Origin of the sequence: Streptomyces sp. NPDC058671, from assembly GCF_042716475.1 — a bacterium.
GTDB lineage: Bacteria > Actinomycetota > Actinomycetes > Streptomycetales > Streptomycetaceae > Streptomyces.
Genome location: NZ_JBHXSA010000012.1, coordinates 129,819 through 151,411 on the forward strand (window position 1 = coordinate 129,819; position 21,593 = coordinate 151,411).

Annotated in this window: 18 protein-coding genes; 5 read left to right on the forward strand and 13 right to left on the reverse strand. The window is 73.1% G+C overall.

What is annotated here, in order from left to right; all coding sequences use genetic code 11:
• Positions 1-28: 28 nt before the first annotated feature.
• The gene (locus ACFWV2_RS17355; protein WP_384405882.1) at positions 29-727 is read right to left on the reverse strand and encodes a type 1 glutamine amidotransferase domain-containing protein; all 699 of its coding nucleotides are present in this window, start codon (positions 725-727) and stop codon (positions 29-31) included.
• A 309-nt stretch (positions 728-1,036) separates the two neighbouring features.
• A complete protein-coding gene (locus ACFWV2_RS17360) occupies positions 1,037-3,022 on the reverse strand; it encodes an NlpC/P60 family protein (RefSeq protein ID WP_384405883.1) in 1,986 nt (661 codons plus the stop codon).
• A 124-nt stretch (positions 3,023-3,146) separates the two neighbouring features.
• Between ACFWV2_RS17360 and ACFWV2_RS17365 the strand changes: the two genes are divergently transcribed.
• Complete coding sequence (locus tag ACFWV2_RS17365) at positions 3,147-3,914, forward strand: SDR family NAD(P)-dependent oxidoreductase (protein ID WP_384405884.1); 768 nt, start codon at positions 3,147-3,149, stop codon at positions 3,912-3,914.
• Positions 3,915-4,055: 141 nt separating this feature from the next.
• A complete protein-coding gene (locus tag ACFWV2_RS17370; protein ID WP_384405885.1) occupies positions 4,056-4,355 on the forward strand; it encodes a DUF1876 domain-containing protein in 300 nt (99 codons plus the stop codon).
• A gap of 152 nt (positions 4,356-4,507) precedes the next feature.
• Here ACFWV2_RS17370 and ACFWV2_RS17375 read toward each other — a convergent pair whose 3' ends face one another.
• Positions 4,508-5,176, reverse strand: coding sequence for a CBS domain-containing protein (locus ACFWV2_RS17375; protein WP_384405886.1), 669 nt, complete (start codon positions 5,174-5,176; stop codon positions 4,508-4,510).
• A gap of 168 nt (positions 5,177-5,344) precedes the next feature.
• Between ACFWV2_RS17375 and ACFWV2_RS17380 the strand changes: the two genes are divergently transcribed.
• A complete protein-coding gene (locus ACFWV2_RS17380; protein ID WP_384405887.1) occupies positions 5,345-6,661 on the forward strand; it encodes a YncE family protein in 1,317 nt (438 codons plus the stop codon).
• 107 nt (positions 6,662-6,768) lie between these two features.
• Here ACFWV2_RS17380 and ACFWV2_RS17385 read toward each other — a convergent pair whose 3' ends face one another.
• From ACFWV2_RS17385 to ACFWV2_RS17400, 4 genes are all read right to left on the reverse strand, one after another.
• Positions 6,769-8,835, reverse strand: a complete 2,067-nt coding sequence (locus tag ACFWV2_RS17385; RefSeq protein WP_384405888.1) for a discoidin domain-containing protein — start codon at positions 8,833-8,835, stop codon at positions 6,769-6,771.
• 144 nt (positions 8,836-8,979) lie between these two features.
• Complete coding sequence (locus ACFWV2_RS17390) at positions 8,980-9,573, reverse strand: TetR/AcrR family transcriptional regulator (protein ID WP_384405889.1); 594 nt, start codon at positions 9,571-9,573, stop codon at positions 8,980-8,982.
• Between the two features lie 147 nt (positions 9,574-9,720).
• Positions 9,721-10,392, reverse strand: coding sequence for a GntR family transcriptional regulator (locus ACFWV2_RS17395; protein WP_384405890.1), 672 nt, complete (start codon positions 10,390-10,392; stop codon positions 9,721-9,723).
• Positions 10,393-10,459: 67 nt separating this feature from the next.
• Entirely contained in the window at positions 10,460-11,692 is a 1,233-nt protein-coding gene (locus ACFWV2_RS17400; RefSeq protein WP_384405891.1) for a CaiB/BaiF CoA transferase family protein, read from the reverse strand.
• A 135-nt stretch (positions 11,693-11,827) separates the two neighbouring features.
• Between ACFWV2_RS17400 and ACFWV2_RS17405 the strand changes: the two genes are divergently transcribed.
• Positions 11,828-13,018 carry an acyl-CoA dehydrogenase family protein gene (locus tag ACFWV2_RS17405; protein ID WP_384405892.1) on the forward strand — a complete coding sequence of 397 codons (1,191 nt, stop codon included), beginning with the start codon at positions 11,828-11,830 and terminating at the stop codon, positions 13,016-13,018.
• Positions 13,019-13,040: 22 nt separating this feature from the next.
• On the opposite strand, the gene ACFWV2_RS17410 is transcribed toward ACFWV2_RS17405, so the two are convergent.
• Both ACFWV2_RS17410 and ACFWV2_RS17415 read right to left on the reverse strand, forming a co-directional pair.
• Positions 13,041-13,580, reverse strand: coding sequence for an FBP domain-containing protein (locus tag ACFWV2_RS17410; protein WP_384405893.1), 540 nt, complete (start codon positions 13,578-13,580; stop codon positions 13,041-13,043).
• Between the two features lie 31 nt (positions 13,581-13,611).
• Complete coding sequence (locus ACFWV2_RS17415; protein ID WP_384405894.1) at positions 13,612-15,030, reverse strand: DUF6777 domain-containing protein; 1,419 nt, start codon at positions 15,028-15,030, stop codon at positions 13,612-13,614.
• A gap of 175 nt (positions 15,031-15,205) precedes the next feature.
• On the opposite strand from ACFWV2_RS17415, the gene ACFWV2_RS17420 reads away from it, so the two are divergent.
• A complete protein-coding gene (locus ACFWV2_RS17420; RefSeq protein ID WP_384405895.1) occupies positions 15,206-16,555 on the forward strand; it encodes a streptophobe family protein in 1,350 nt (449 codons plus the stop codon).
• 71 nt (positions 16,556-16,626) lie between these two features.
• Here the strand turns inward: ACFWV2_RS17420 and ACFWV2_RS17425 are convergent, their stop codons facing one another.
• The 4 genes from ACFWV2_RS17425 to ACFWV2_RS17440 form a co-directional block, all read right to left on the reverse strand.
• Entirely contained in the window at positions 16,627-17,016 is a 390-nt protein-coding gene (locus ACFWV2_RS17425; protein ID WP_384405896.1) for a hypothetical protein, read from the reverse strand.
• An 81-nt stretch (positions 17,017-17,097) separates the two neighbouring features.
• Positions 17,098-18,102 (reverse strand): serine/threonine-protein kinase, encoded by a 1,005-nt coding sequence (locus ACFWV2_RS17430; protein WP_384405897.1) that lies wholly within the window; start codon positions 18,100-18,102, stop codon positions 17,098-17,100.
• Positions 18,102-18,815 carry a hypothetical protein gene (locus ACFWV2_RS17435; protein WP_384405898.1) on the reverse strand — a complete coding sequence of 238 codons (714 nt, stop codon included), beginning with the start codon at positions 18,813-18,815 and terminating at the stop codon, positions 18,102-18,104. Before ACFWV2_RS17435 ends, ACFWV2_RS17430 begins: the two co-directional genes overlap by 1 nt.
• Positions 18,816-18,818: 3 nt before the next feature.
• Positions 18,819-21,563 (reverse strand): FHA domain-containing protein, encoded by a 2,745-nt coding sequence (locus ACFWV2_RS17440; RefSeq protein ID WP_384405899.1) that lies wholly within the window; start codon positions 21,561-21,563, stop codon positions 18,819-18,821.
• Positions 21,564-21,593: the final 30 nt, after the last annotated feature.

A 21,593-nucleotide genomic window follows, 5' to 3' on the forward strand; every position in this document is an offset into this window, starting at 1 on the left:
GACCGGCGGAGGGGGCGCGACCGCCGCCTCAGCCGGCCAGGGTCTTGAGGACCTGGGCGGCGAGCGGGGCGGAGGACGCGGGGTTCTGGCCGGTGACGAGGTTGCGGTCGACGACCACGTTCGGCACCCACGGCTCGCCCACCTGGACGTCCACGCCGGCCTCGACGAGCCGGCTCTCCAGGAGCCACTTCGCCTTGTCGGCGAAACCGGACTGGGTCTCCTCGTCGTTGGTGAAGGCGGCGACCCGGTAGCCGGCGAAGGCGTTCGCGCCGTCGGCGTCGGTGGCGGCGAGGAGCGCGGCCGGACCGTGGCAGACGACGGCCAGCGGCTTGCCGGAGTTCAGGGCGTCGACCAGCAGCCTGCCGGAGGTCTCGTCGACGGCGAGGTCCTCCATGGGGCCGTGACCGCCCGGGTAGAAGACGGCTGCGTAGTCGGACAGGTTGACGTCTTCGAGACGGAGCGGGTTCCTGAGCGCGGTGATCGAGCCGAGCGTGGCGGCGACCTTGTCGGCGCCGTCCTGACCACCGTTGACCTCGGGAGCGAGGCTGCTCCTGTCGACGGTGGGGACGACACCGCCGGGGGTGGCGACGACGACCTCGTACCCGGCGCCGGTGAACGCCTCGTACGGGGCGACGGCCTCCTCGGCCCAGAAGCCGGTCGGGTGCTTCGTACCGTCGGCCAGGGTCCAGTGGTCGGCGCCGGTCATCACGAAAAGGATCTTGGGCATAGGGGTTCTCCCGGTCGGTATGGGCCATGGTCAAGCCCGGAGGACGGTGATCGCACACCCGGCGCCTCGGTCCGAGACCGCCGGTGTGGCGATGTCCTCGAACGTACTCCGGTCCTGGAGATCTTTCCCATGCGCGATCCGATGGCTGCCATGCGATCTCCGATGGGCCCCGGGGGAATAACCCCCCTGGCCCACGGGATCCCCGTGCACCGCTTCCGCGGCGCGGACCCGGACGGGGGCGGGCGGCCCGATCGTCCTGCGGGTCCCCGCGGGAGCGCGTAGGCCCGGCGGGCGGTTCCGGGCCGTGCGTCAGATCCGGTGCACGGTGTGCAGCTTCATGGCGTACGTGCCCGTACCGTCCAGCGTGGAGGAGCCCGCCAGGTCCGACATGGTCGGGCCGTTGCCGGTCTTGCGGCTGGAGAGGAAGCGGCGCTTGCCGTTCGCGTCCTTGCCGAGGTAGATGCCGACATGGTCGACCGTCACCGTCGCGCCGTCGTCACCCGAGTCGGCGTTGAAGAGGACGAGGTCGCCCGGCTGGAGCAGCACCGCGGCCGGCGGGGTGCCTCCGGCCGTCCGGTCGACGCGGACACCCGGCGCGAAGTCCACCATGTCGCGGGACTTGCGCGGCAGCCGTGTCCTGGAGGTGTCCGCGCCCGCAGCGAGCGGGACCCCGTGGTGGTAGCCGAACACCATCCGCGTGTAGCCGGAGCAGTCCAGGTTGCCGACCTGCTTGCTGGACGGCCCGGTGTACGTACCGTCCGGGAAGGTCCAGCCGAGGTTCATGTACTCGTGGAAGTCGGCGCCCTCGTAGCGGTTGCCCTGCGGGTCGAGATAGCCGTAGCCCGCCTGCCCGAGGACCCGCTTGCCCGCGGCGGTGCCCACGCCCGCGTTCACCGTCGGCGCGCCCGGCAGGAACATCGCCGCGTAGGCGAGCACGTCGGGCGCGGTCGAACCGGCCCAGGCGCGGATCCGGGCCTCGACGGCCGGGGTCCAGGTGCCGTCGAACGGCTCGTCGAGGACGCGCACCCAGTCGCGGTGGGTGACCGTCGGCGGCGCCTCCCAGGTCGCGTCGGTGACCTCGAAACGGCTCACCGTCAGCTTGACCGGCAGATTGGTGCAGCCGTCGTTGGCGAGGGCGCGCAGGCCCACCCGGCCCTTGGCGAAGGTGGCGTCGTCGGCCTCGGCGGTCCAGGCGGCGGGCTCGGCGGTGGAGGTGCGCCAGGCCTTCGCCTGGATCCTCGTGCCCTCGCGGCGGACCCGTATGGTCCAGTCGGTGCCGGCCGCGACCCCGGTGGCCAGGGAGACGGCCGGTGCGAGCTGCGTGACGGCGTCGGCGACCTCCTTCTCGACCCGGAGCTCGACGGCCCCCGAGGTGGTGAAGGACAGCCGGGCCCGGTAGTTGTTGTGCGAGTCCTGGTAGCCGAAGGACAGGGCGTAGGAGCACGCCTGGCCGGTGGGCACCTTGTCGAACCTGGCCACCGAGCGCACGTCGACGTCGGTGATCTCACCGTCGCGGATGCTGGCGTGGCGGCTCGCGAAGTCCGTGGTGAGGTTGATGACCCCGGCACCGGGGGTCACGGAGAAGTCGGTGGCGGAGCCGCCGAGCGTGGTCCACCCGCCGCCGCCGGGGGCGGTGCCCCAGTACACCCGGTCGGCCTCGGGCAGCGCCGGATCCGGCAGGGTGCGCTGGAAGTCGTCGGCGAAGAGCCGCTTGTCCTCGGTGAAGGTGCGCTCGGGGCCGGGAAGGACCACCGTGCGGGCGCCGTGCGTCAGGAGCGCGACGCGCCGGCCGCCGGAGGTGACCTCGGTGCGGGTCGGAGTGCCGGCCAGTACGCCGGTGCTGAGCGCGCCGAGAGTCACGGGACCGAACCAGTCGGCGCCGAGGTCCGCGATCGTCACGGCGGATCTGGGCGCGCCGAGTCCGGACACGGGGGCGGCGAGCGGCGCCACGGCGGGTGCGGCAGCCGGGGCACCCGTCTGGGCGGCGGCGCGAGCGGGGGCCGCGGTCAGCGACGCGAGAGGAACCGCGGCCGCGGTGGCGGTGAGGGCGGTGAGCAGGCTGCGCCGGGAGGTGCCGGTGCCACGGGATGCATTGATCATGACAGCCATCATCCGGACGCGCCGCGGTCGCCGTGCACCAGGGTGGCCTCGCACGCGGTCGCCGAACACGCCGAGCACGCCGAACACGCCGAGCACGCCGAACACGCCGAGCATGCCGAGCATGCCGAACGCGCCGAGCATGCCGAACGCGCCGAGCACGCCGAGCACGCCGAGCACGCCGAGCACGCCGAGCATGCCGAGCACGCCGAACGCGCCGAGAGCGGGCGAGGGCCACGACCGCCCGGGGCCCGGGCGGGGAAGGCCGGGTCGGGGGCGGGCAGAATGCCCGGCGGGACGTACCCGACCGGAAGGCACCCGTATGAACCTGCCCGCATCAGGCCGTCGCGTCCTCGTCAGTGGCGCCTCCCGGGGTCTCGGGCGGGCCGTCGCCCAGGCGTTCGCCGCCAACGGCGACCGGGTCGCCGTCCACTTCGGTACGCGCGCGGACGAGGCCCGCGCCACCCTGGACTCCCTCGACGGCACGGGTCACCTCCTGGTCGGCGGCGACCTCGCGGACCCGGCGGGAGCCGCCGCCGTGGCCGACGCGGCGGCCGAGGCCCTCGGCGGGATCGACGTCCTGGTCAACAACGCGGCGGTGAACCTCCGCCACCCCCTCGCCGAGACCCCGTACGAGGAGTGGGTGGACGTCTGGCAGCGGCACGTGTCCGTGAACCTGCTCGCCACCGCGAACCTCAGCCACCTCGCCGCCCGGCGGATGATCGACCAGGGCTCGGGCGGCCGGCTCGTCAACATCGGCTCCCGGGGTGCCTTCCGCGGCGAACCCGACCACCCGGCCTACGCGGCGACCAAGGCCGCCGTCCACGCGCTCGGCCAGTCGCTCGCGGTCTCCCTCGCCCCGTACGGGATCGCCGTCGCCTCGGTCGCGCCCGGCTTCTTCGCCACGGAGCGCGTCGCACCCCGCCTGGAGGGGGCGGAGGGGGCCGCGATCCTCGCCCAGAGCCCCCTGGGCCGGGTGGCCGAGCCCGCCGAGATCGCGGCTGCGGTCCTGTGGCTGGCGTCTCCCGTCGCCGAATGGTCGTCCGGCGCGATCCTCGACCTCAACGGAGCCTCGTACCTGCGCAGTTGACGCCGGCGGAGGAGTGGCCCAGTGGCGGTCCCGGGGCGTGGACCGGTGCGCGTGCGTTCCGGCGTCCGGGGATGGATCCTGGAGGTATCGGAAGGGGCCGCGCCCCGGTTCCGCGCGGTCCGGTGTGCGAGGAGGCAGGCCATGACCCGCAACCTGGAGTGGACGGTCGGCGTGGAACTGGTCGAGGAGGACGGCAGGACCGAGGCCGAGGCCCGGCTGAGCACCGGACACTCGACCCTCACGGGACACGGTTCCGCCCGGTGCAACCCGGCGGACACGGACGTGCCGGCGATCGGCGACGAGCTCGCCGCGAGCCGGGCGATGAAGGACCTGGCCGGCAAGCTCATGCGGGAGGCCAACCGGGACATGGAAGCGGTGGGCGCGGGGACCGTACCCCAGCACACCGGACCCGGATACGGCTGGCCGGAGGCGGTCTCCTGACGGGACGGCCGCCCACGAGGACGGCCCGGCGGGGCGCCGACGACCCGCCGGGCCCTCACTGGGGCCCCCGAGTTCTGACCAGCCGCCCGGGACCTGACCAGCCGCCCGTGCGCTGACGTGTGCTGCCCGGGCCTGACCCGGGCGGGCACACGTCAGAGGCTCGATCCGCCCGCTCCCGGAGGCGACGGAGCCGCCCGGGCCTCCTCCACTCCCGGCGGGGAGGGAGCCGTCTCGGCCTCCTCGTACGTCAGCCGGTCCGCGACCTCCACCACCCCGTCCACCGTCTCGCACAGCCGGACGATGATCGGGCCGAGCCCCGGGCGGTCCAGCGTGCCGCTGAGCGTCACCCGGCCCTCGTCGACGTCGATGTGCACGGCGGACGGCGAGAGGCGCAGGATGCGGACGACCACGTCCTCGCGGATCTCCTCCTGGATCGAGCGGTCCCTGCGCAGGAACAGCTGGAGCAGGTCGCTGCGGCTCAGCACCCCGATGAGCCGCCCCTCCGAGTCCACCACGGGCAGCCGCTTCACCCGGTGCCGCTCCATCAGGCGCGCCGCCTCGACCGCCGTCCACGAGGGCCGGGCCGTCACGACGGGACTCGACATCATGGCCTCGGCCGTGCTCGGCCCGTCCTTGGCCGTGTGCCGCCGCAGCAGGTCCGCCTCGGAGACCACGCCCACCGGCCGGTTCTCCTCGTCGACCACGGGGACGGCGGTGATGCCGTACTCGTCGAGGAGCCGCGCGATCTCCTTGAACGACGTCCCGGGCTGCACCGTCACCGCGGTCGGCGTCATCAGGTCGGCGACACTGCGGTGCCTCATCGTCCGTTCCGTCCCTTCTGGGTTCCGGATCCCATGATCTCCCACCGGGCGTCGGAGTGCGGTGAGGGACCTGCGGAACGAAGGTGCGGAGGAGGGCTTGCACGAATTGACATGTACATGGTTACTTCGGGTAAGCCCACCTCCGCGAGCCGGAAGAAGGATCCCCGCATGCCCTCTCCCCGCAGGTCGAGCACCCGCACGTCGACCGCCCGCACCTCGGCAGCCCGCACCTCGGCACCCCGCCCCCGCCGCCTCACCGCGGCCGTCGCGGTCGCCCTCGCCCTCGTCGCCACCGGCGCTGCCACCGGTTCGGCCGCGCCCGAGGGTCCGGCGTCCGCCGGTCTCCGCGAGGCGATGTTCGTCGGCAACAACTGGGACGGAACGGCCGACGTCATCGCCGCCCGGGGCGACTTCCATCGCATCGGCCGTCTGAACGTGATCCCCGACAAGGAGCAGCGCCTCCGGGAGATCTACCTCAACCCCGTCAAACTGGCCTTCTTCCTTGGCGTCCGCAACGGCCCGGGGGAGGGCCACGACCAGTTCGTCGACGACATGTACGCGACCCCCGACGGCGGCGCCATGGTCGTCTCCCGGCCCAGCTTCGCCGATGTCGTCTCCCTCGACCTGCGCACCGGACGGATCAACTGGCGCTTCCCGGTGGCGGGTTACCGCGCCGACCACATGGCCGTCTCGCCCGACGGCACCCGCGTCGCCGTCTCCGCCTCCACGGCGAACACGGTCCACGTCCTCGACATCACCACCGGCCGCGAACTCGGTTCCTTCAAGACGGGCGACAAGCCCCACGAGAACGTCTTCACCTCCGACGGACTCCTGTGGAACATGTCCATCGGCGAGGTCACCACCGCCCTCGACGCGCCATGGCTCGACTGGACCAAGGGGGACCGCCGTATCACCGTCGTCGACGCCCGCACCTTCGAGACCGTCCGCGTCATCGACATGCGGGGACGCCTCGACGCCTTCGGGCGCGGAGACCTCTCCGACGCCGTCCGCCCCGTCGCCTTCACACCGGACGAGAAGAAGCTCTACCTCCAGGTCTCCTTCCTCAACGGGTTCCTGGAGTACGACATCGCCACGGACCGGATCACCCGCCTCAAGACCCTCCCCGGCAACCCGGCGACCGATCCCGACCGCACCACCTGGGTCAACGACTCGCGTCATCACGGCCTTTCGATGAGTCCCGACGGCACCAAGCTCTGCGTCGCCGGGACGATGGACGACTACGCCACGGTGGTCGACCGCGCCACCCTCCAGGAGGGCCCGCTCGTGGAGGTGTCCAAGCCGTACTGGGCGACCGTCAGCGGCGACGGACGGTCCTGTGTCGTCTCCGAGAGCGGTGCCGACCGGGTGACCGCGATCGACTTCGCCACCGGTCGGCGCGTGGCCTCCGTGGACGTCGGCGACCACCCCCAGCGCGTGCGGCTGGCCCGTGTCCCCGCCGACTGGACCGGGGTCGACGGGGGTTGAGGGCCGGAAGCGGCGCCGACCGGGTCAGCGCGTGATCCGGCCGGCCCCGTCCCGCGTCCGTCCCGCGTCCGTCCCGCGTTCGGACGCGGGACGGACGCGTCCGGCTCTCAGGCCCTGTGGACCGCGACCTCATGGAGCGAGTAGCCCCACTGCGTCGCCCGCCGTTCGCCGTGGATCCGTACGTAGCGGGCCGACGTCGACGGGAACTCCGCCGTGTCGTACCCGCCGTTCCCGGCGTCCGTGGACCACACCGTCCGCCAGTCCGTGCCGTTCTCGGACACGTCGATCCGGTACTGCCGTGCGTACGCCCGCTCCCAGTCGAGCGTGACCCGGCCGACCCGGCGTACGGCCCCGAGGTCCACGCCCATCCACTGGTCGTCCGACCAGTTGCTCGCCCAGCGGGTGTCCACGTCACCGTCGACTGCGCGGCCCGGCGCGTAGCTCGTGAACGGGTTCCATTCCGAGGAACTGGCCGAAGCGGCCGCCCCCGCGGCGAGGTCGACGCCCGGCTCGTGGTCCTCGGTCGCCTTCCAGGTGGTCAGATACGACTCGGCGCCGTCGGCCAGCTCGGCCACGATCCCCGGGCCGCCGGGCGTGAGCCGGATCTGTTCGATCCAGTCCGGCACCAGCCCGTGGTGCGCGGCGCCGTCGGTGTTCAGGTCCCAGGTGCGCTCTCCCGTCACCTGACGGTCGATCACGGACCCACCGTCGAAGCTGCGGAACGGGTAGGTGACGGCGTTCGGCGCGTCCGCGCCGACCGGGCCCGGCCAGCCGCCGACCCCGTTCATGTCGGTCCCGTACCCCAGGCCGACACCGTACTTCTCGCGCAGTGCGGCCTTCTGGCCCGCCTCCCCGATGAAGCCCTCGGCGCCGTGCATGTACTGGGCGACGAAACCGCCGAGGCGGTAGAGCCGCTCCGTCCAGTCCAGGTCCATCCAGCTGTGGCTGGAGAGAACGCCCGGGTACTCCTCGGACTCCAGGATGTCGAGCGCCCGCCCGGCCGCTTTGACGCTCATGTGGTCGAGCTCCAGCATCATGCCCCGGTCCATCATGCCCCGCAGCGCGTACTCGCCGAGCCTGCTCAGGCCGCGGGTGTTGCACTTGGCGTCGGAGGCGTACGAGGGGACGCTCACCCCGGCCGGCAGCTTGGAGGCCATCACCGGGGCGGCGGCGAGCCCGATCGGGTTGTCGTGCTGCGGGCCCGTGCACTTCTCGGTGGCCCAGAACGTGCCCGTCGACAGGAACTGGCCGATGTTGACCGCCGTCCCGATGGCCCCCGAGTCGAACCGGACACCGCACAGCGCGTTGTCGAACTTGTGGCAGAGGAACATGCTGCGCACCCCGAGCCCGTACAGCTCGTCGAGACCGCGGTCGATGTCCTCCCTGTCGCACTGGGCCACGTCGAGGATCATCTTGCAGCCGAACGGCTCCGAGGTCTCCACGCCCAGGACGACCGCGAGCTTGCCCTGCTCGACCACCGAGCGCGCCTGCGCGGCGGAGGTGACGATACGGAACCAGCCCTTGCCGGGACCGCCGTACATCCCGTCGACGTAGTCCTGGAGTTCGTACGTCCTGCGGGCCTGGAGGCGGATCGACGTCATCTCGTCGCAGCTGCGGTCCCGGGGCAGGATCGAGCAGATCAGGCCGTTCGTCACCAGGTCGTTGACGAGTACGCGCTGTCCGCCGCGCCAGGCGCGCTCCACCCACGCGTAGTAGTTCTGCTGGTGCGTCAGGGAGTCGTGTGCGGGCCAGTCCTTGAAGGTCGGCCAGCCCACCGGGTCGTGGTGGCCGTCGGAGCCACCGGTGATGTTCTCGAACAGCGCACCCGAACCGTCGGGATAGTGCTCGGGACAGTCCTTGAGCGCCTCGGGGGCGCCGCCGGCGGCGAACGTCCGGCCGCAGATCAGCCGGCCGCCGAAACCCTCGTCGGACATGAGGTGGTTGTGCGCGTCGACGAAGCCGCGCACCTTCCCCTGCGCGTCCGTTCCCGTGAAGGGCGCGCCCGTCACGTCGATGCGGGAGTCGGGGGCGGGCCGGGACGTGGGCTCCCACCACGAACCGGGGCCGTCCGCCGCGGGCACGGGACCGGAGCCGAAGAGGACGGCGGCCAGGGCGAGGAACAGCGCCAGGAGAGCGGATCGGCCGCCCGTCCCGCGCGAGTGGGGTCGAGTCATGGTCAGCGATGCCTCCGGTCGGTGGGGGTGTACCGGGCGCCCCGAGGATCGCGGTGTCGATGGACCGAGTCAAGAGTCCGGGACGGATGACCTGTTGAAGGCGGAGCACGTCCGGCCGACCAGGAGGGGGGACCCGCCGGGCCGTCAGCCCTCGATCAGCAAAACCAGCTGCTCAGCCGTCAGGTCGAGCTGCGCCGCAGCCGCCTTGTCGTCGCCGAGTACGAGGAACTGCACGGTGAGACCGTCGATCACCGCCGCCAGATACCGCGCGATCGTCTCCACCGAGACGCTCGGCTGAAGACCCCGGGGCGCGCGGACCTGCTCGACCAGAGCAGCAGCCGCCACCACGTACTGCTCGTACTGGGCGCGCGCCAGATGCTCGAACCCCGGCTCCCTCAGGGCGTACTGGGTGAGGTCGTACGTCAGCATGTGCTCACCGGGGTGGGCCGTGACATGGTCCCAGTACGTCTGGAGCGCTCCCCGCACGGTCTCCCGCAGCGTGGCGCCCGGCTCGACGGCCGACATCACCCGCGCCACGTAGTTGCCGGTGATCGTCTCGATCGCGGCTTCCAGGAGCGCCTGCTTGGACTCGAAGCAGTAGTGGAAGACGCTCAGCGACACCCCGGCCTCCGCGCAGATCGACCGGGTCGTGGTCCGGGCGACACCGTCCCTGGTCATCGCCCTGATCGCCGCCTCGACCAGCTGCCTGCGTCGTTCGGCCGACGGCATCCGCCCCATGGTTCCTCCTCGCGTCCGGCGCCAGGTTAGGCGAGAGACCCGGCCGGTGACACCACGGGCGCCGCCCGCCGCACGCGCGAGGGGGGCGGCTTCCCGGTGACCGGTGTCCCGGCGGCCCGCCCATCCGACGAAGGGTGCGGCCGTGTCTCAGCCCCGCTCCAGGTCCAGGACCCGGCGCAGGGCCGCCACCGCGTGGGCGCGGTGCTCGTCGAGCCACCGGATCGCGGCCTCCTCGTCGCCGTGGCGGAGGGCGGAGATGACGGCGCGGTGCTCGCGGACCGCCTGCTTCCGGTGCGGGTCCTCGGCGTAGTAGAGCGAGCGGTACGCGTCGGTGGAGTCCCACAGGGTCGCGATGAGGCGGACCAGGCGGGGCATGCCCGACGCCTCGATCAGGGTGAAGTGGAAGAGCCGGTTCGCCGCGGCCATCCCCGGCACGTCACCCTCGTCCGCGGCCCGCTCCACCTCGCCCTGGACGCGCTCCAGGGTGTCGACCGTGCCTTCCGGCATGCGCCGGACCGCCATGCGTACGGCCTCCGTCTCCAAAAGCTCACGGATCCGGTAGATCTCCTCCAGGTCGGCGAGCGAAAGCTCCGCGACGAAGTACCCCCGGTGGATGTGATGGACGACCAGGCCCTCCGCCTCCAGGGACTTCAGGGCCTCGCGCAGCGGCACCCGGCTCACCTCGAACCGGGCCGCGAGGGCGTCCTGGCGGATCTGCCCACCGGGCCTGAGCTCCCCGCTGGTGATGGCGCGCCGCAGTTCCCCGAGGACGAACTGCTGGGCGGTCTGCGGCCGCCTCTTCTGCACCGCGCTGCTCATCGCCTGTGACCTTCCGTTCCCTCGTGCCGCCCACCCGCGCGTCCCCGCACCGGTGGCGACCATCTTCCTACGCGCGGCCGTTGGACGCCGAGCCCCCGTGGACGGACCGTCCCAGCTCCGCCATCAGGTCCTCCGTGTGCTCGCCGAGCCGCGGGGGAGCGGCGCGGTAGGCGGGCGGGGTGGCGTCGAACCGGATCGGATGGGCGACCTGACCGGGGCCGACCGCGGACTCCGGGACCCGGGGGGCGAGCCCCAGCCGGTCGGCGAGGTCGAAGGCGGCGGCCAGATCGTTGATCGGCCCGCACGGCACGCCCGCCGCGGTGAGCTCCTCGAACCAGCTGTCGGCGGTACGGGCGCCGAGCGGCCCGGCGAGCGCCGCGACCAGCTCCTCCCGGTGGGCGACCCGGGCGGTGTTGGTGGCGAAGCGCGGGTCCCCGGCGAGTCCCGGAAGGCCGAGCCGCTCGCAGAGGGCCCCGAACTGCCGGTCGTTGCCCACGGCCAGAACCAGTGGCCGGTCCTGCGCCTCGAACACCTCGTACGGGGCGATGCTCGGGTGCCTGTTGCCCATCGCGCGGGGCACGACCCCGGTGCCTAGGTGGGCGGCGGCCTGGTTGGTGAGCGCGGAGAGGAGGGAGGTCAGGAGGGAGACCTCGACCCGTTGGCCCTCGCCGGTGCGTTCCCGGTGCCGGAGGGCGGCGAGGACGCCGAGGCCCGCGTGGAGCCCGGTGATGACGTCGACCAGCGCGACCCCGGCCTTCGTCCCCTGTCCGCCCGGTTCGCCCGTCACGCTCATGAGGCCGCCCATGGCCTGGACGAGCAGGTCGTATCCGGGCAGCCGGGCGCCGTCGGCGGTGCCGAAACCGGTCACCGAGCAGTAGACGAGCCCGGGGTTGGCCGTCCGGACGTCCTCGTAGCCGAGGCCGAGCCTCTCCATGGTGCCGGGGCGGAAGTTCTCCACCAGGACGTCCGCGCGGTCCACGATCGCGCGCGCCGCCGCCAGGTCGTCGGGGTCCGTGAGGTCGAGGGCGACGGAGCGCTTGTTCCGGTTCACCCCGAGGAAGTACGTGGCCTCCCCGGCGGCGAACGGCGGGCCCCACGCGCGCGTGTCGTCGCCGGAACCCGGACGCTCGATCTTGATGACGTCGGCGCCCAGGTCGGCGAGGAGCATCGTCATGTACGGACCGGCCAGGACCCGGCCGAAGTCGGCGACGACGATCCCGGAGAGGGCGCCTGCCGCCGTCGCGCCGGGCCCTCCATGAGACTCCGGAGCTCCCGGCATACCCGGCTGATCTGCGCGCATTCCGCTCTCCCTCGCTGGCGATCGGATCCGGTCGGACCGTACGGGCCGGATTCGGGATTTTCAATACTGGATCCAATATCCGATCTGCCGCTACGCTCGGCACGCCGAGTCGCCACAGCCGCCAGGAGGCCGTCCGTGAAGTCGCCGCAGTCCAGCTCCGTCCCCGTGCACCCCTTCGACCTGCTCGCCGTCGACGGACTGCTCACCGGCGAGGAGCGCGAGATCCGCCGCACCGTGCGCGCCGTCGCCGACCGCGACCTGCGCCCCCATGTCGCCGGCTGGTTCGAGAAGGGTGAGATCCCCGCCCGCGAACTCGCCCGCACCCTCGGCTCCGTCGGCGTCCTCGGCATGCACCTGGAGGGTTACGGCTGCGCGGGCACGAACTCCGTCGCGTACGGCCTCGCCTGTCTGGAACTGGAGGCCGTGGACTCGGGCCTGCGCTCCCTGGTGTCCGTGCAGGGCTCCCTCGCCATGTACGCGATCTGGAAGTACGGCTCCGAGGAGCAGAAGCAGCGCTGGCTGCCGAGGATGGCGGCGGGTGAGTACATCGGCTGCTTCGGCCTCACCGAGCCCGACGCCGGCTCCGACCCGGGCGCCATGCGGACGAACGCCAAGCGCGACGGCTCCGACTGGGTCCTCAACGGCACCAAGATGTGGATCACCAACGGCTCCGTGGCCGATGTGGCCGTCGTCTGGGCCCGCACCGAGGAAGGCGTGCGCGGATTCCTCGTCCCGTCCGGCACGCCCGGTTTCAGCGCCCCGGAGATCAAGCAGAAGCTCTCCCTGCGGGCGAGCGTCACCAGCGAACTGGTCCTGGAGGACGTACGCCTCCCGGCCGACGCGATGCTGCCGGAGGCCCGCGGCCTCTCCGGCCCCCTCGGCTGCCTCAACGAAGCCCGCTTCGGCATCGTCTTCGGCGCCCTCGGTGCCGCCCGCGACTGCCTGGAGACGGCGATCTCGTACGCCCGCGACCGGATCGTCTTCGACCGCTCCCTCGCCTCGTACCAGCTGACGCAGGCGAAGCTCGCCGACATGTCCCTCGAACTCGGCAAGGGCATGCTGCTCGCCCTCCACCTGGGCCGGCTCAAGGACGCGGGCACGCTCACCCCCGAGCAGGTCAGCGTCGGCAAGCTGAACAACGTCCGCGAGGCCATCGCCATCGCCCGCGAGTGCCGCACGATCCTGGGCGCCAACGGCATCACCCTGGAGTACCCGGTGCTGCGCCACGCCAACAACCTGGAGTCGGTGCTCACCTACGAGGGCACGAGCGAGGTCCACTCCCTGGTCATCGGCAAGGCGCTCACCGGCGAGCAGGCCTTCCGCTGAGCCGGTCCCGGCCCGGCCGGGTTCAGCCCGCCGTCACCCGGCCGACGAACGCGTCCAGGTTGCCCGTCAGGCGTGCGACCTGCTCGTCGAGCGTGAGGGACTCCTCGTGGCGTCTGCCGCGCAGCTTGGGCAGGCGCCTGCCCCGTACGTACAGGGAGCAGGCGAGGTCGGCGCAGAGGTAGATGCCGACCGTGTTCCCCTCGCGGCCACGGGTGCCCGCGAGGGGCGCGACAAGGAGCGTGACGCCCGACGAGGCGTGTCCGGTCAGGCAGACCTGGCACATGCTCGACTTCACGGCGCTGGTCCGGCCCGCGGCCGGCACGCGCAGGGTCACCCCGACCGGGCCGTCCGCGCGGGGCACGACCAGATGCGCGCGCAGCGGCGCACCCGGGTCCACCCAGCCCAGGAAGTCCAGGTCGTCCCAAGGGAGTTCGGCGAAGTCGAGCGGCAGCTTGAGGCGCGCCGCCTCGCCCTTGGTGCAGTTCACGAAGGACGAGCGGATCTGTCTGTCGGTCAATGGTTCCACTCGGTGGACCGTACACCGACCTTCGTGAGCCGGCATCCGAATAAGGCGCCGGACCGGGCGTCAGGCGTCAGGACGTCCGGCCGGCCGGGAATCCGGGCAGAGGAGCCGGGGGAGGGCCCGGGACCGAGGTCGTGGCCGAGTCGGCCGGGGGCGACAGCGGGGAGACGGTCGTCGGATCGCCGACCGAGGCCGACCGGTCGGTCGAGTCGCCGGTGGTGGTCAGATCCGCCGGACCGTCCGTGGCGGGCGACGACTCCGGCTCCGACGACTCGGTCGACGGCGACGTGTCGGGCGGGGGCGTGTCGGTCGACGGGGGCGTGTCGGTCGACGGTGGCGTGTCCGACGGGGGCGTCGGCGGCGAGGACGTCGACGGGGAGACGGGCGGGGACGAGGAGGTCGACGCGGAGGGCGAGGGGGACGCCGACGCCGACGTCGAGGGGGGCGCGGTGGGCGGCGGAGGCGGCGTGGTCGGCTTGTCCTGCGGGCCCGTGTCGCCGTGCTTGCGCGCGAACCACTCGTCGTCCTCGGGGTCGTACACGACGAAGACGTTCACGACCGTCACCGAGGGTGCCACGACGACGACCCGGGAGGTGCTGAACCCCTGCCACGGCGTCCCCGTCGTGCGCGGTGCCTTCTGCGGCACCGGATCGGTCAGCGGATTCCCGCAGGCGCAGCGCACCCGCGGTACGCCACGGCCGTCGACCAGGACCGCCGTCCCGGCCTGGAGCACCGCCTGGTAGGGGGTGGCGGCGCCGTCCCGGTAGCCGTGGTTCGTCACCCGGGTGTCGGCACGGAGTTGAAGCGGGGTCAGGGAGCGCAGATAGGCCGGTACCCGGTTCGGGGCGACGCCCGCGACCGAGGCGAAGGCGGTGTTCTTCGCGGGCTCACCGGAGAGGTAGCGCACCTGCTGTTCCACGTCGCAGCTGGGCACCGAGCGCGTTCCGCCGTAGAGGCCCGGCGTCGACCCCGACACCTCGGGGGTCGCCGAGGCGGTACGGGGCGGCAGCGAGGCCGGCGAGGCGGAGGCGCCGCCGGTACGTGCCGTCGATCGGGTGAACGGGTCGGGTCCCGAGGCGGCCGCGTTCTGGAGGAACACCTCGCCGCCGGCCGATCCCCCCGAGCCGCCGCCGTCGGGGCTGTTGCTGAGGACGACGGCCAGGGCGGCGGCCGCCACCACGACGGCGGTGACCGAGGCGACCTTCGGGACGGAGCGCCACCACGGGCCCTTGCCGGAGCCGTTTCCGTGGGAAGCGCCCGAGCCACCCCTCCCTGAGCCGCCGGAGGAACCGCCGCCGCCCCGACCTCCCCCCGAACCGTCGTGGGGAGGCCCGGGGGGTGGCGGTGGGCCGGCGGTCCCGGGGCGTGTGCTCCGACCCGAGAGGGGGCCCGAGGGGGGACCTGCGGGAGGGACCGAAGGGGGGCCGGACGGGGGGCCGGACGGCGGGTGGGAAGTCACGTTTTTCCCTTTCTTCCGTTCCGGGCCCATTGTGTGCGCCGAACAGTGCCCGCCCGCAAGCGGAGGCACCCACGTCGAGTACGCACCCACGTCGAGTACGCACCCGCGTCGGAGTACGCACCCGCGTCGGAGTACGCACCCACCGCCCCCCCCACCCGGCGGCTGCACCGCCGTCGGCAAGCAACCGTCCGGCACCGCTACTAGCGTGGTCAGCGTGAGCAGCCCGCCCCCCACCTCCACGCGGCCCGCCGCGACCTCCACCGCGCCCCTGGCCCGCATCGGCCTCCACGCCCTGACGGCTGTGGTCGCCGGATACCTCGCGATGGGTGTCACGGCCGGTCTCGGCCTCTGGGCCGCGGGCGCGGACGACCTGCCCGGCGGCTTCTCCGCCGTCCTCGCCGCGGTCGTCGTCATGGCCGTGGGCGGCAAGGTCGAGCTCTCCGGCGACGCCGGAGCCCTCGCCGGAACCCAGGGCGAACTGACCGCCATGCCCCTCACCGTCACCCTGGTGGGCGCACTGGTCACGGGTTTCTGCTTCCTGCGTCCGCTGCGCCACCACGCCGTGGCGCGCACCCGCGAACTCCTGCTGCGCGCCGCGAGCACCGTCGTCCTCTGGCTGATCGCCCTCGCGGGGCTCTCCGCGCTCGCCCGGCACGACTTCCGCATCGCCCTCGGCGGCGGAGACCCCACGGGAGACCTCGCGGACATCTTCGGAGAGCTCCTCGACGCCGTGAACCCCACCGTCGGCTTCCGCACCGACCTGGGCCCCACCCTGTTCTACGGCCTCCTGTGGATCCTCGGCGTGCTCGTCGTCGCCCTCCTCGTCTCCCGCAGGACCCCGCTGCCGCCCCGGCTCGTCCGCTACCAGGAACCCGTCCGGCCCGCCGCCCACGCGATGCTCCTGCTGCTCCTCGCGTACGCGGCCGCCGGCCTCGTCATCGGTGTGATCGTGGCGGCGACCAGGGGCCACGCCGCCGAAACCCTCGCCGTCCTGCTGCTCGGCCTGCCCAACGTCACCTGGCTCGCCCTCGGGGTGGGCATCGGCGGCTCGTGGGAGGGCCGCGCCGAAGGCCCCTTCGGCCTTCCCATGCCGCAGATCCTGGACGCCGTACTGCGCCGGGGCAGCGGCACGGGCGACACCCCGGACCTCTCGACCATCGACCTCGGCTCGCTCGCCGCGCAGGACGGACGGGCCTGGTGGCTGCTCCCCGTCGCCGCCGTCCTGGTCCTCGCCGTCGCCTTCGCGGCCGCGGTCCGCTCCCCGGCCCGCATCACGCTCTGGCAGCACGCCCTGCACCTGGGCGTCGCGTTCGCCCTCACCATGCTGGTCGTCGCCCCGCTCACCCTGGTCGAGGCCCGCTTCGGCCTCTCCGTCCTCGGCATCGGCGACCTCGACTCCCTCGGCGGACAGGTGCTCCTGCGCCCCCACGTCTGGAAGACCGCCGGCCTCGCCCTCCTCTGGGGCCTGTTCTTCGGCTTCCTCGGCGGACTCCTCGCCACCCGGGTGCGCCGCAAGGGCGAGATCGAGGACCCGCGACCGCCCTCCCGAGGGTGACCCCGGGGCCGGCGGGACGCGTACGGGCCGCTTCTCGATGAGCCCCTCGTGTCACGCCGGAGGGCAGTTCGTCAGCGAGTGTCCGTAAGGGGACGGGCGCAGGCCTCTGCGGGGGACCAGGGCGTCCAGGAGAGCGCCTCACGCCAACCGGGTCGGTCGAAGGCCCAGTTCTGGACCACCTCGGCCACGGGTTCCACCGCGAAGACCTCGTGGGTGCGGGGCACCCAGGCCTGGAAGTGCCGGTCCGGCCCTCCCTCGCGGTACTCCACCTGGTAGCTCAGGTCGTCGTGGAGATACACCTGCATGTAGTGCTGGTCCACCGGTTCCCCGTCGAGCCGTCGCACGACGACGAACCGCCAGGTGAGGTTCATGTCGGCCAGCAGGTCGTGCAGCCGGTCCTCGGACGGGTCGTCCCAGGTGGTCCCGTCCGCCTCGATCGCCTGAAGCACTGGTGCTGCCATGCGCATGACTGTAGTGATCGGGCGCGCTCCCCGCGTCGGCGGGTTCCGCCCGGGGAAAGACCGTCCCCGGCGGGAGCCCGGTCACCTCCCGGATCCCAGGTCACGGAACACCGGCCGTGCCCACGCCGGTGGGTCCGTCGGCGGACCGAGCGGCTCGGGGCCCTTCGCCACCACCGGCCCCGCCCCGCCGCCGCCCCCCGAGACCAGCGCGGCCCGCAGCTCCGCGACGAACTCCAGGCACGTCCCGTACCGCTCCTCCGGCGTCTTCGCCAGCGCCTTCGCGAACACCGGGTCAGCCGCCTCCGGCAGACCCGGACGGACCTCGGAGAGCGGCGGCGGCGGATCGTACTGCTGCGCCCACAGCACCGCCCAGTCGGTGTCACGACGGAACGGCGGCGCTCCCACCAGGGTCTCGAACACCACGCACGCCAGGCTGTACACGTCGCAACGGCCGTCCACCGGCTTCCCCGAGATCTGCTCGGGCGCCACGTAGTCGAGGGTGCCGACGAACTCGCCCACCGTGGTGAAGCCGGTGAGGGACAGCGACTTCTTCGTCAGGCCGAAGTCCGTGAGGTACACGTGCTCCGGGTGGTCGCGGTCGGTGCCCTCGGCGACCAGGATGTTGCCGGGCTTCACGTCCCGGTGCACCAGGTCGTGCGCGTGTGCCGCGTCCAGGGCCGAGGCGATCTGGACGGCGATCCGCCCCGCCTTCACGGGCGGCAGCGGCCCCTCGCGGTCGAGCAGCGCCACCAGGTCCTGCCCGGCCACGTACCGCATCGCGATGTACAGCACGCCCTCCGTCTCGCCCGCCTCGAAGACCGGCACGATGTGCGGGTGGTCGATCGACGCCGCCACCCGCGACTCGTGCGCGAAGCGCTTGCGGAACGTGTCGTTACGGGCCAGCTCGGGGGCGAGCAGCTTCAGCGCCACCGTCCGGCCGAGCCGCAGGTCCCGCGCCCGGTAGACGACCGCCATGCCGCCGCGCCCGATCTCGCCCTCCACGCGGTAGCCCGCGACCTCCCTGCCCAGGAGCCCCGAGGGGCGGCCCGCGGGGAGCTCGGGGTCGTCGTGCGGCACGCCGGTCATCAGCCTTCACCGGCCGGGCCGGAGGGCGGGCGCGGCACCACCTGCGTCGGCGGCGGCCCCGCGGCGGCGGACGGATCGCCCCGCACCACCACCTGCGTCGGCTCGTGCGCCGGGGGCGTGGGACCGGGCCGTTCCTCCCGGGGTTCGTCCGGCGGCGCGGAACCGGCGGCGGGGGAGGTGGGGGAGGCGGCCGGGGAGGACGCGGCGACCGAGGGCGCGGCCGAAGCGGCGTACGTACTGAGCCCGACCCCGTCGCAGTACACCCAGCGCTCGTGCTCCGCGTCGTACAGCCACACGGACTCGCCGTCGACCACCATGCCGACCCGCAGGCCACGGGTCCGCAGCCGGAAGTGCTCGCGGTCGAGACGGCCCGACCCCAGCTCGTCGGCGGCGCGCCGGTAGCGGCCGAGCGCGTCCTCCGCGCGGGCGATCAGCGGACGCGGATCGGCGGTCCTGGTGAGTGGCCGGCCCGCCGCCGGAGGGTCGTCGGGGACGGCGACGAGGAGGCGGGCGTCGACCCACGCGGCCCAGCCGTTGGAGCACTGGATCCGCCCCCAGTCCCCGGCCCGCTCCTCCAGACGCACCGGCAGGAACGCGTCGAGCGGCACCGTGGGCAGCGCCGGGTCCGGCGTCTCCCACGCGGCGAGACCGCCCCGCGGCACGACATGGGTGGGCCGGAAGTCGGGCAGGTACTCGGGTACGGGGACGCTCACGGTCTACCTCCGCATGACGACCGGCTCGTGGCGGCGCAGCAGCCGGGCCACGACCAGGCCGAGGACGAGACAGAGCAGCACCATCATGCCCATGTCGAACAACCAGGCCTCCGCCGTGTGGCGCATCAGGGGATCCGTCGTCTTGTCGCTCGGCGCGACCTTCCCGATGTCGATCGTCGCGCCCATCGCCGCGAACGCCCAGCGGGAGGGGACCAGCCAGGCCAGCTGCTCCAGGACGAGCGTGCCCCGTACGGTCAGGAGCGCCCCGCAGAACACCACCTGCACGATGGCGAGGAGGACGAGCAGCGGCATCGTCACCTCCTCCTTGCGCACCAGCGCCGAGACGAGCAGGCCGAGCATCATCGCCGTGAACGAGAGCAGCGCGACGGCCAGCGTGATCTCCACGAGCGGAGGCAGGAGGACCCCCTTGCCGCCGGGCACGTTCAACGGCACGCCGATCAGGGCGACCAGGGTCAGCACGACGGCCTGCACCACGGTGATCAGGCCGAGGACCACCACTTTGGAGGCGAGGTACGCGGAGCGGGACAGGCCCACGGCTCTCTCGCGCCGGTAGATGGTGCGCTCCTTGACGAGTTCGCGCACGGCGTTCGCCGCGCCCGTGAGGACTCCGCCCACGCACAGGATGAGCAGCACGTTCAGCGTCGACTCGGGATTGAGGCTGCCCTCGGACAGGGCTCTGGCCATCGCGCCCATCACGAACGGCAGAGCGATCATGATGGCGAGGAAGGTGCGGTCGGCGGCGAGCGCCGCCGCGTACCGGCGTACGAGCGTCCGCAGCTGAGAACCCCAGCTCTGCGCCTTCGGGGGCGGGGCCGGCTCCGAAGGCGGGGCGCCACCCCCCTTCCTGATCCCGTCCCCGGCGACGGGCACGGGAACGTCCGGGCGGGCGGTGGAGTCCTCGATGTACCGGCGGTGGAAGCGCGAGGACCGGTACTGGCCGGCCCAGTCGCGGTCCCGGTCGTTCTCGAAGGCCTCGAACGCCTCCGGCCACTGCGCGAAACCGAAGAAGCCGAGAGCGTCCCCGGGCGGCCCGTAGTACGCGACCCGACCGCCGGGTGCCAGCACGAGCAACCGGTCGCACACGTCCAGACTGAGCACGCTGTGCGTGACCACGACGACCGTACGCCCGTCGTCCGCGAGCCCGCGCAGCATGTGCATCACGGACCGGTCCATGCCCGGGTCGAGGCCGGAGGTCGGCTCGTCCAGGAAGAGGAGCGACGGCTTGGTGAGGAGTTCCAGGGCGACGCTCACCCGCTTGCGCTGGCCGCCGGAGAGACTGTGGATCGGCTGCTTCGCGCGCTCCACCAGACCCAGCTCGCGGATCACCTCGTCCACCCGGGCCCGCCGCTCGGCGGGGACGGTGTCCTCGGGGAAGCGCAGCTCGGCGGCGTAACCGAGGGCCCGGCGCACCGTGAGCTGGAGGTGCAGGATGTCGTCCTGCGGCACGAGCCCGATGCGCTGGCGGAGCTCGGCGTAGTCCCGGTACAGGTCGCGGCCGTCGTAGAGCACCGTGCCCCGGTCGGCGGGGCGTTGGCCGGTGAGCGCGCCGAGGAGCGTCGACTTGCCCGCGCCGGACGGGCCGACGACCCCGAGCAGGCACTTCTGGCCCACCGGGAAGGACACCTCGTCGAGGAGGGTCCGGCGTCCGTGGTCGATGGTGACGGCGAGCTGCTGGACGTCGAGGGAGACCTCGCCGGTGTCGGTGAACTCGACGAGCTGCCCGCCGATCAGACAGAACGCGCAGCGGCCGATGCCGACGATGTCCTCCGGGGTGACCCGGGCGTCGACGACGGGAGCGCCGTTGAGGAAGGTGCCGTTGTGGCTGCCCAGGTCATGGATCCAGTAGGTGCCGTCGGGGTGGGCCCGCAGCTCGGCGTGCTGCCGGGAGACGACGAGGTCGGAGACGACGACGTCGTTCTCGGGCGCGCGGCCGATACGGATGGTGTGGGCGGGCAGCGGCCGCACGGAGGTCGGCCGCCGGAAGGTGCCGGTGGCGGCGGGGTGGGAGACGGACGGGGGCCGGGGCGGCGCCCCGGGCGGGCGTACGGCTTCGGGGGCGACCGGGGCCGGGGGAGCGGGGTCAGGTCGGGGGGCCTGCGAGGGCTGGACCCGCGGCGGAGGTTCGGGCCGGGGCTCAGGTTCCGAGGGAGCCGGCGGGGGGTCCGGTACGGCCAGGGGCACCGGTACGACAGGCGCTTCCGGTACGGCGGGCGGCTCGGGCACGGCCGACGGGTCCGGTGCGACGGGCGGTTCCGAAGCGGGAGGCTCCGGTGCGGCGAGGGGCGGCTCGGGAACGGTGGGCGGCTCCGGAGCGACAGGCGGCTCCGGAACGGCCGACGGCTTCGCCACGGCCGGCGGCCTGGCGCCGTCCTCCGGCCCCGTGCCTTCCGCCCGCACCGCACGCGACACCGCCCAGAACACCGCGCGCGGCCCGTCCTCCGGATGCCCGAAGCGTACGACCGTCCCGGGGCGCACCGCCTGGGGTCCCGCCATCCGCAGGCCGTCCGTGAAGGTGCCGTTCGTGCTGCCCTCGTCCGCCAGGGTCCAGTGGCCGTCGGCGGCCGAGAGCACGGCGTGGTGCCAGGACGCGCGTGCGTCCGCGAGCACGATGTCGCAGGTGGGGTCCCGTCCGACGCGGTAGACGCGCCCCGGGTCCAAGCGTGTTGTGTCCCCGTCGATCTCGAGGACCAGATCTGGCGCCGCGGGCGCGACGGGTCGCTCTCCCATGGGTGAATTTTATCCGCCGGTGCTCATCCG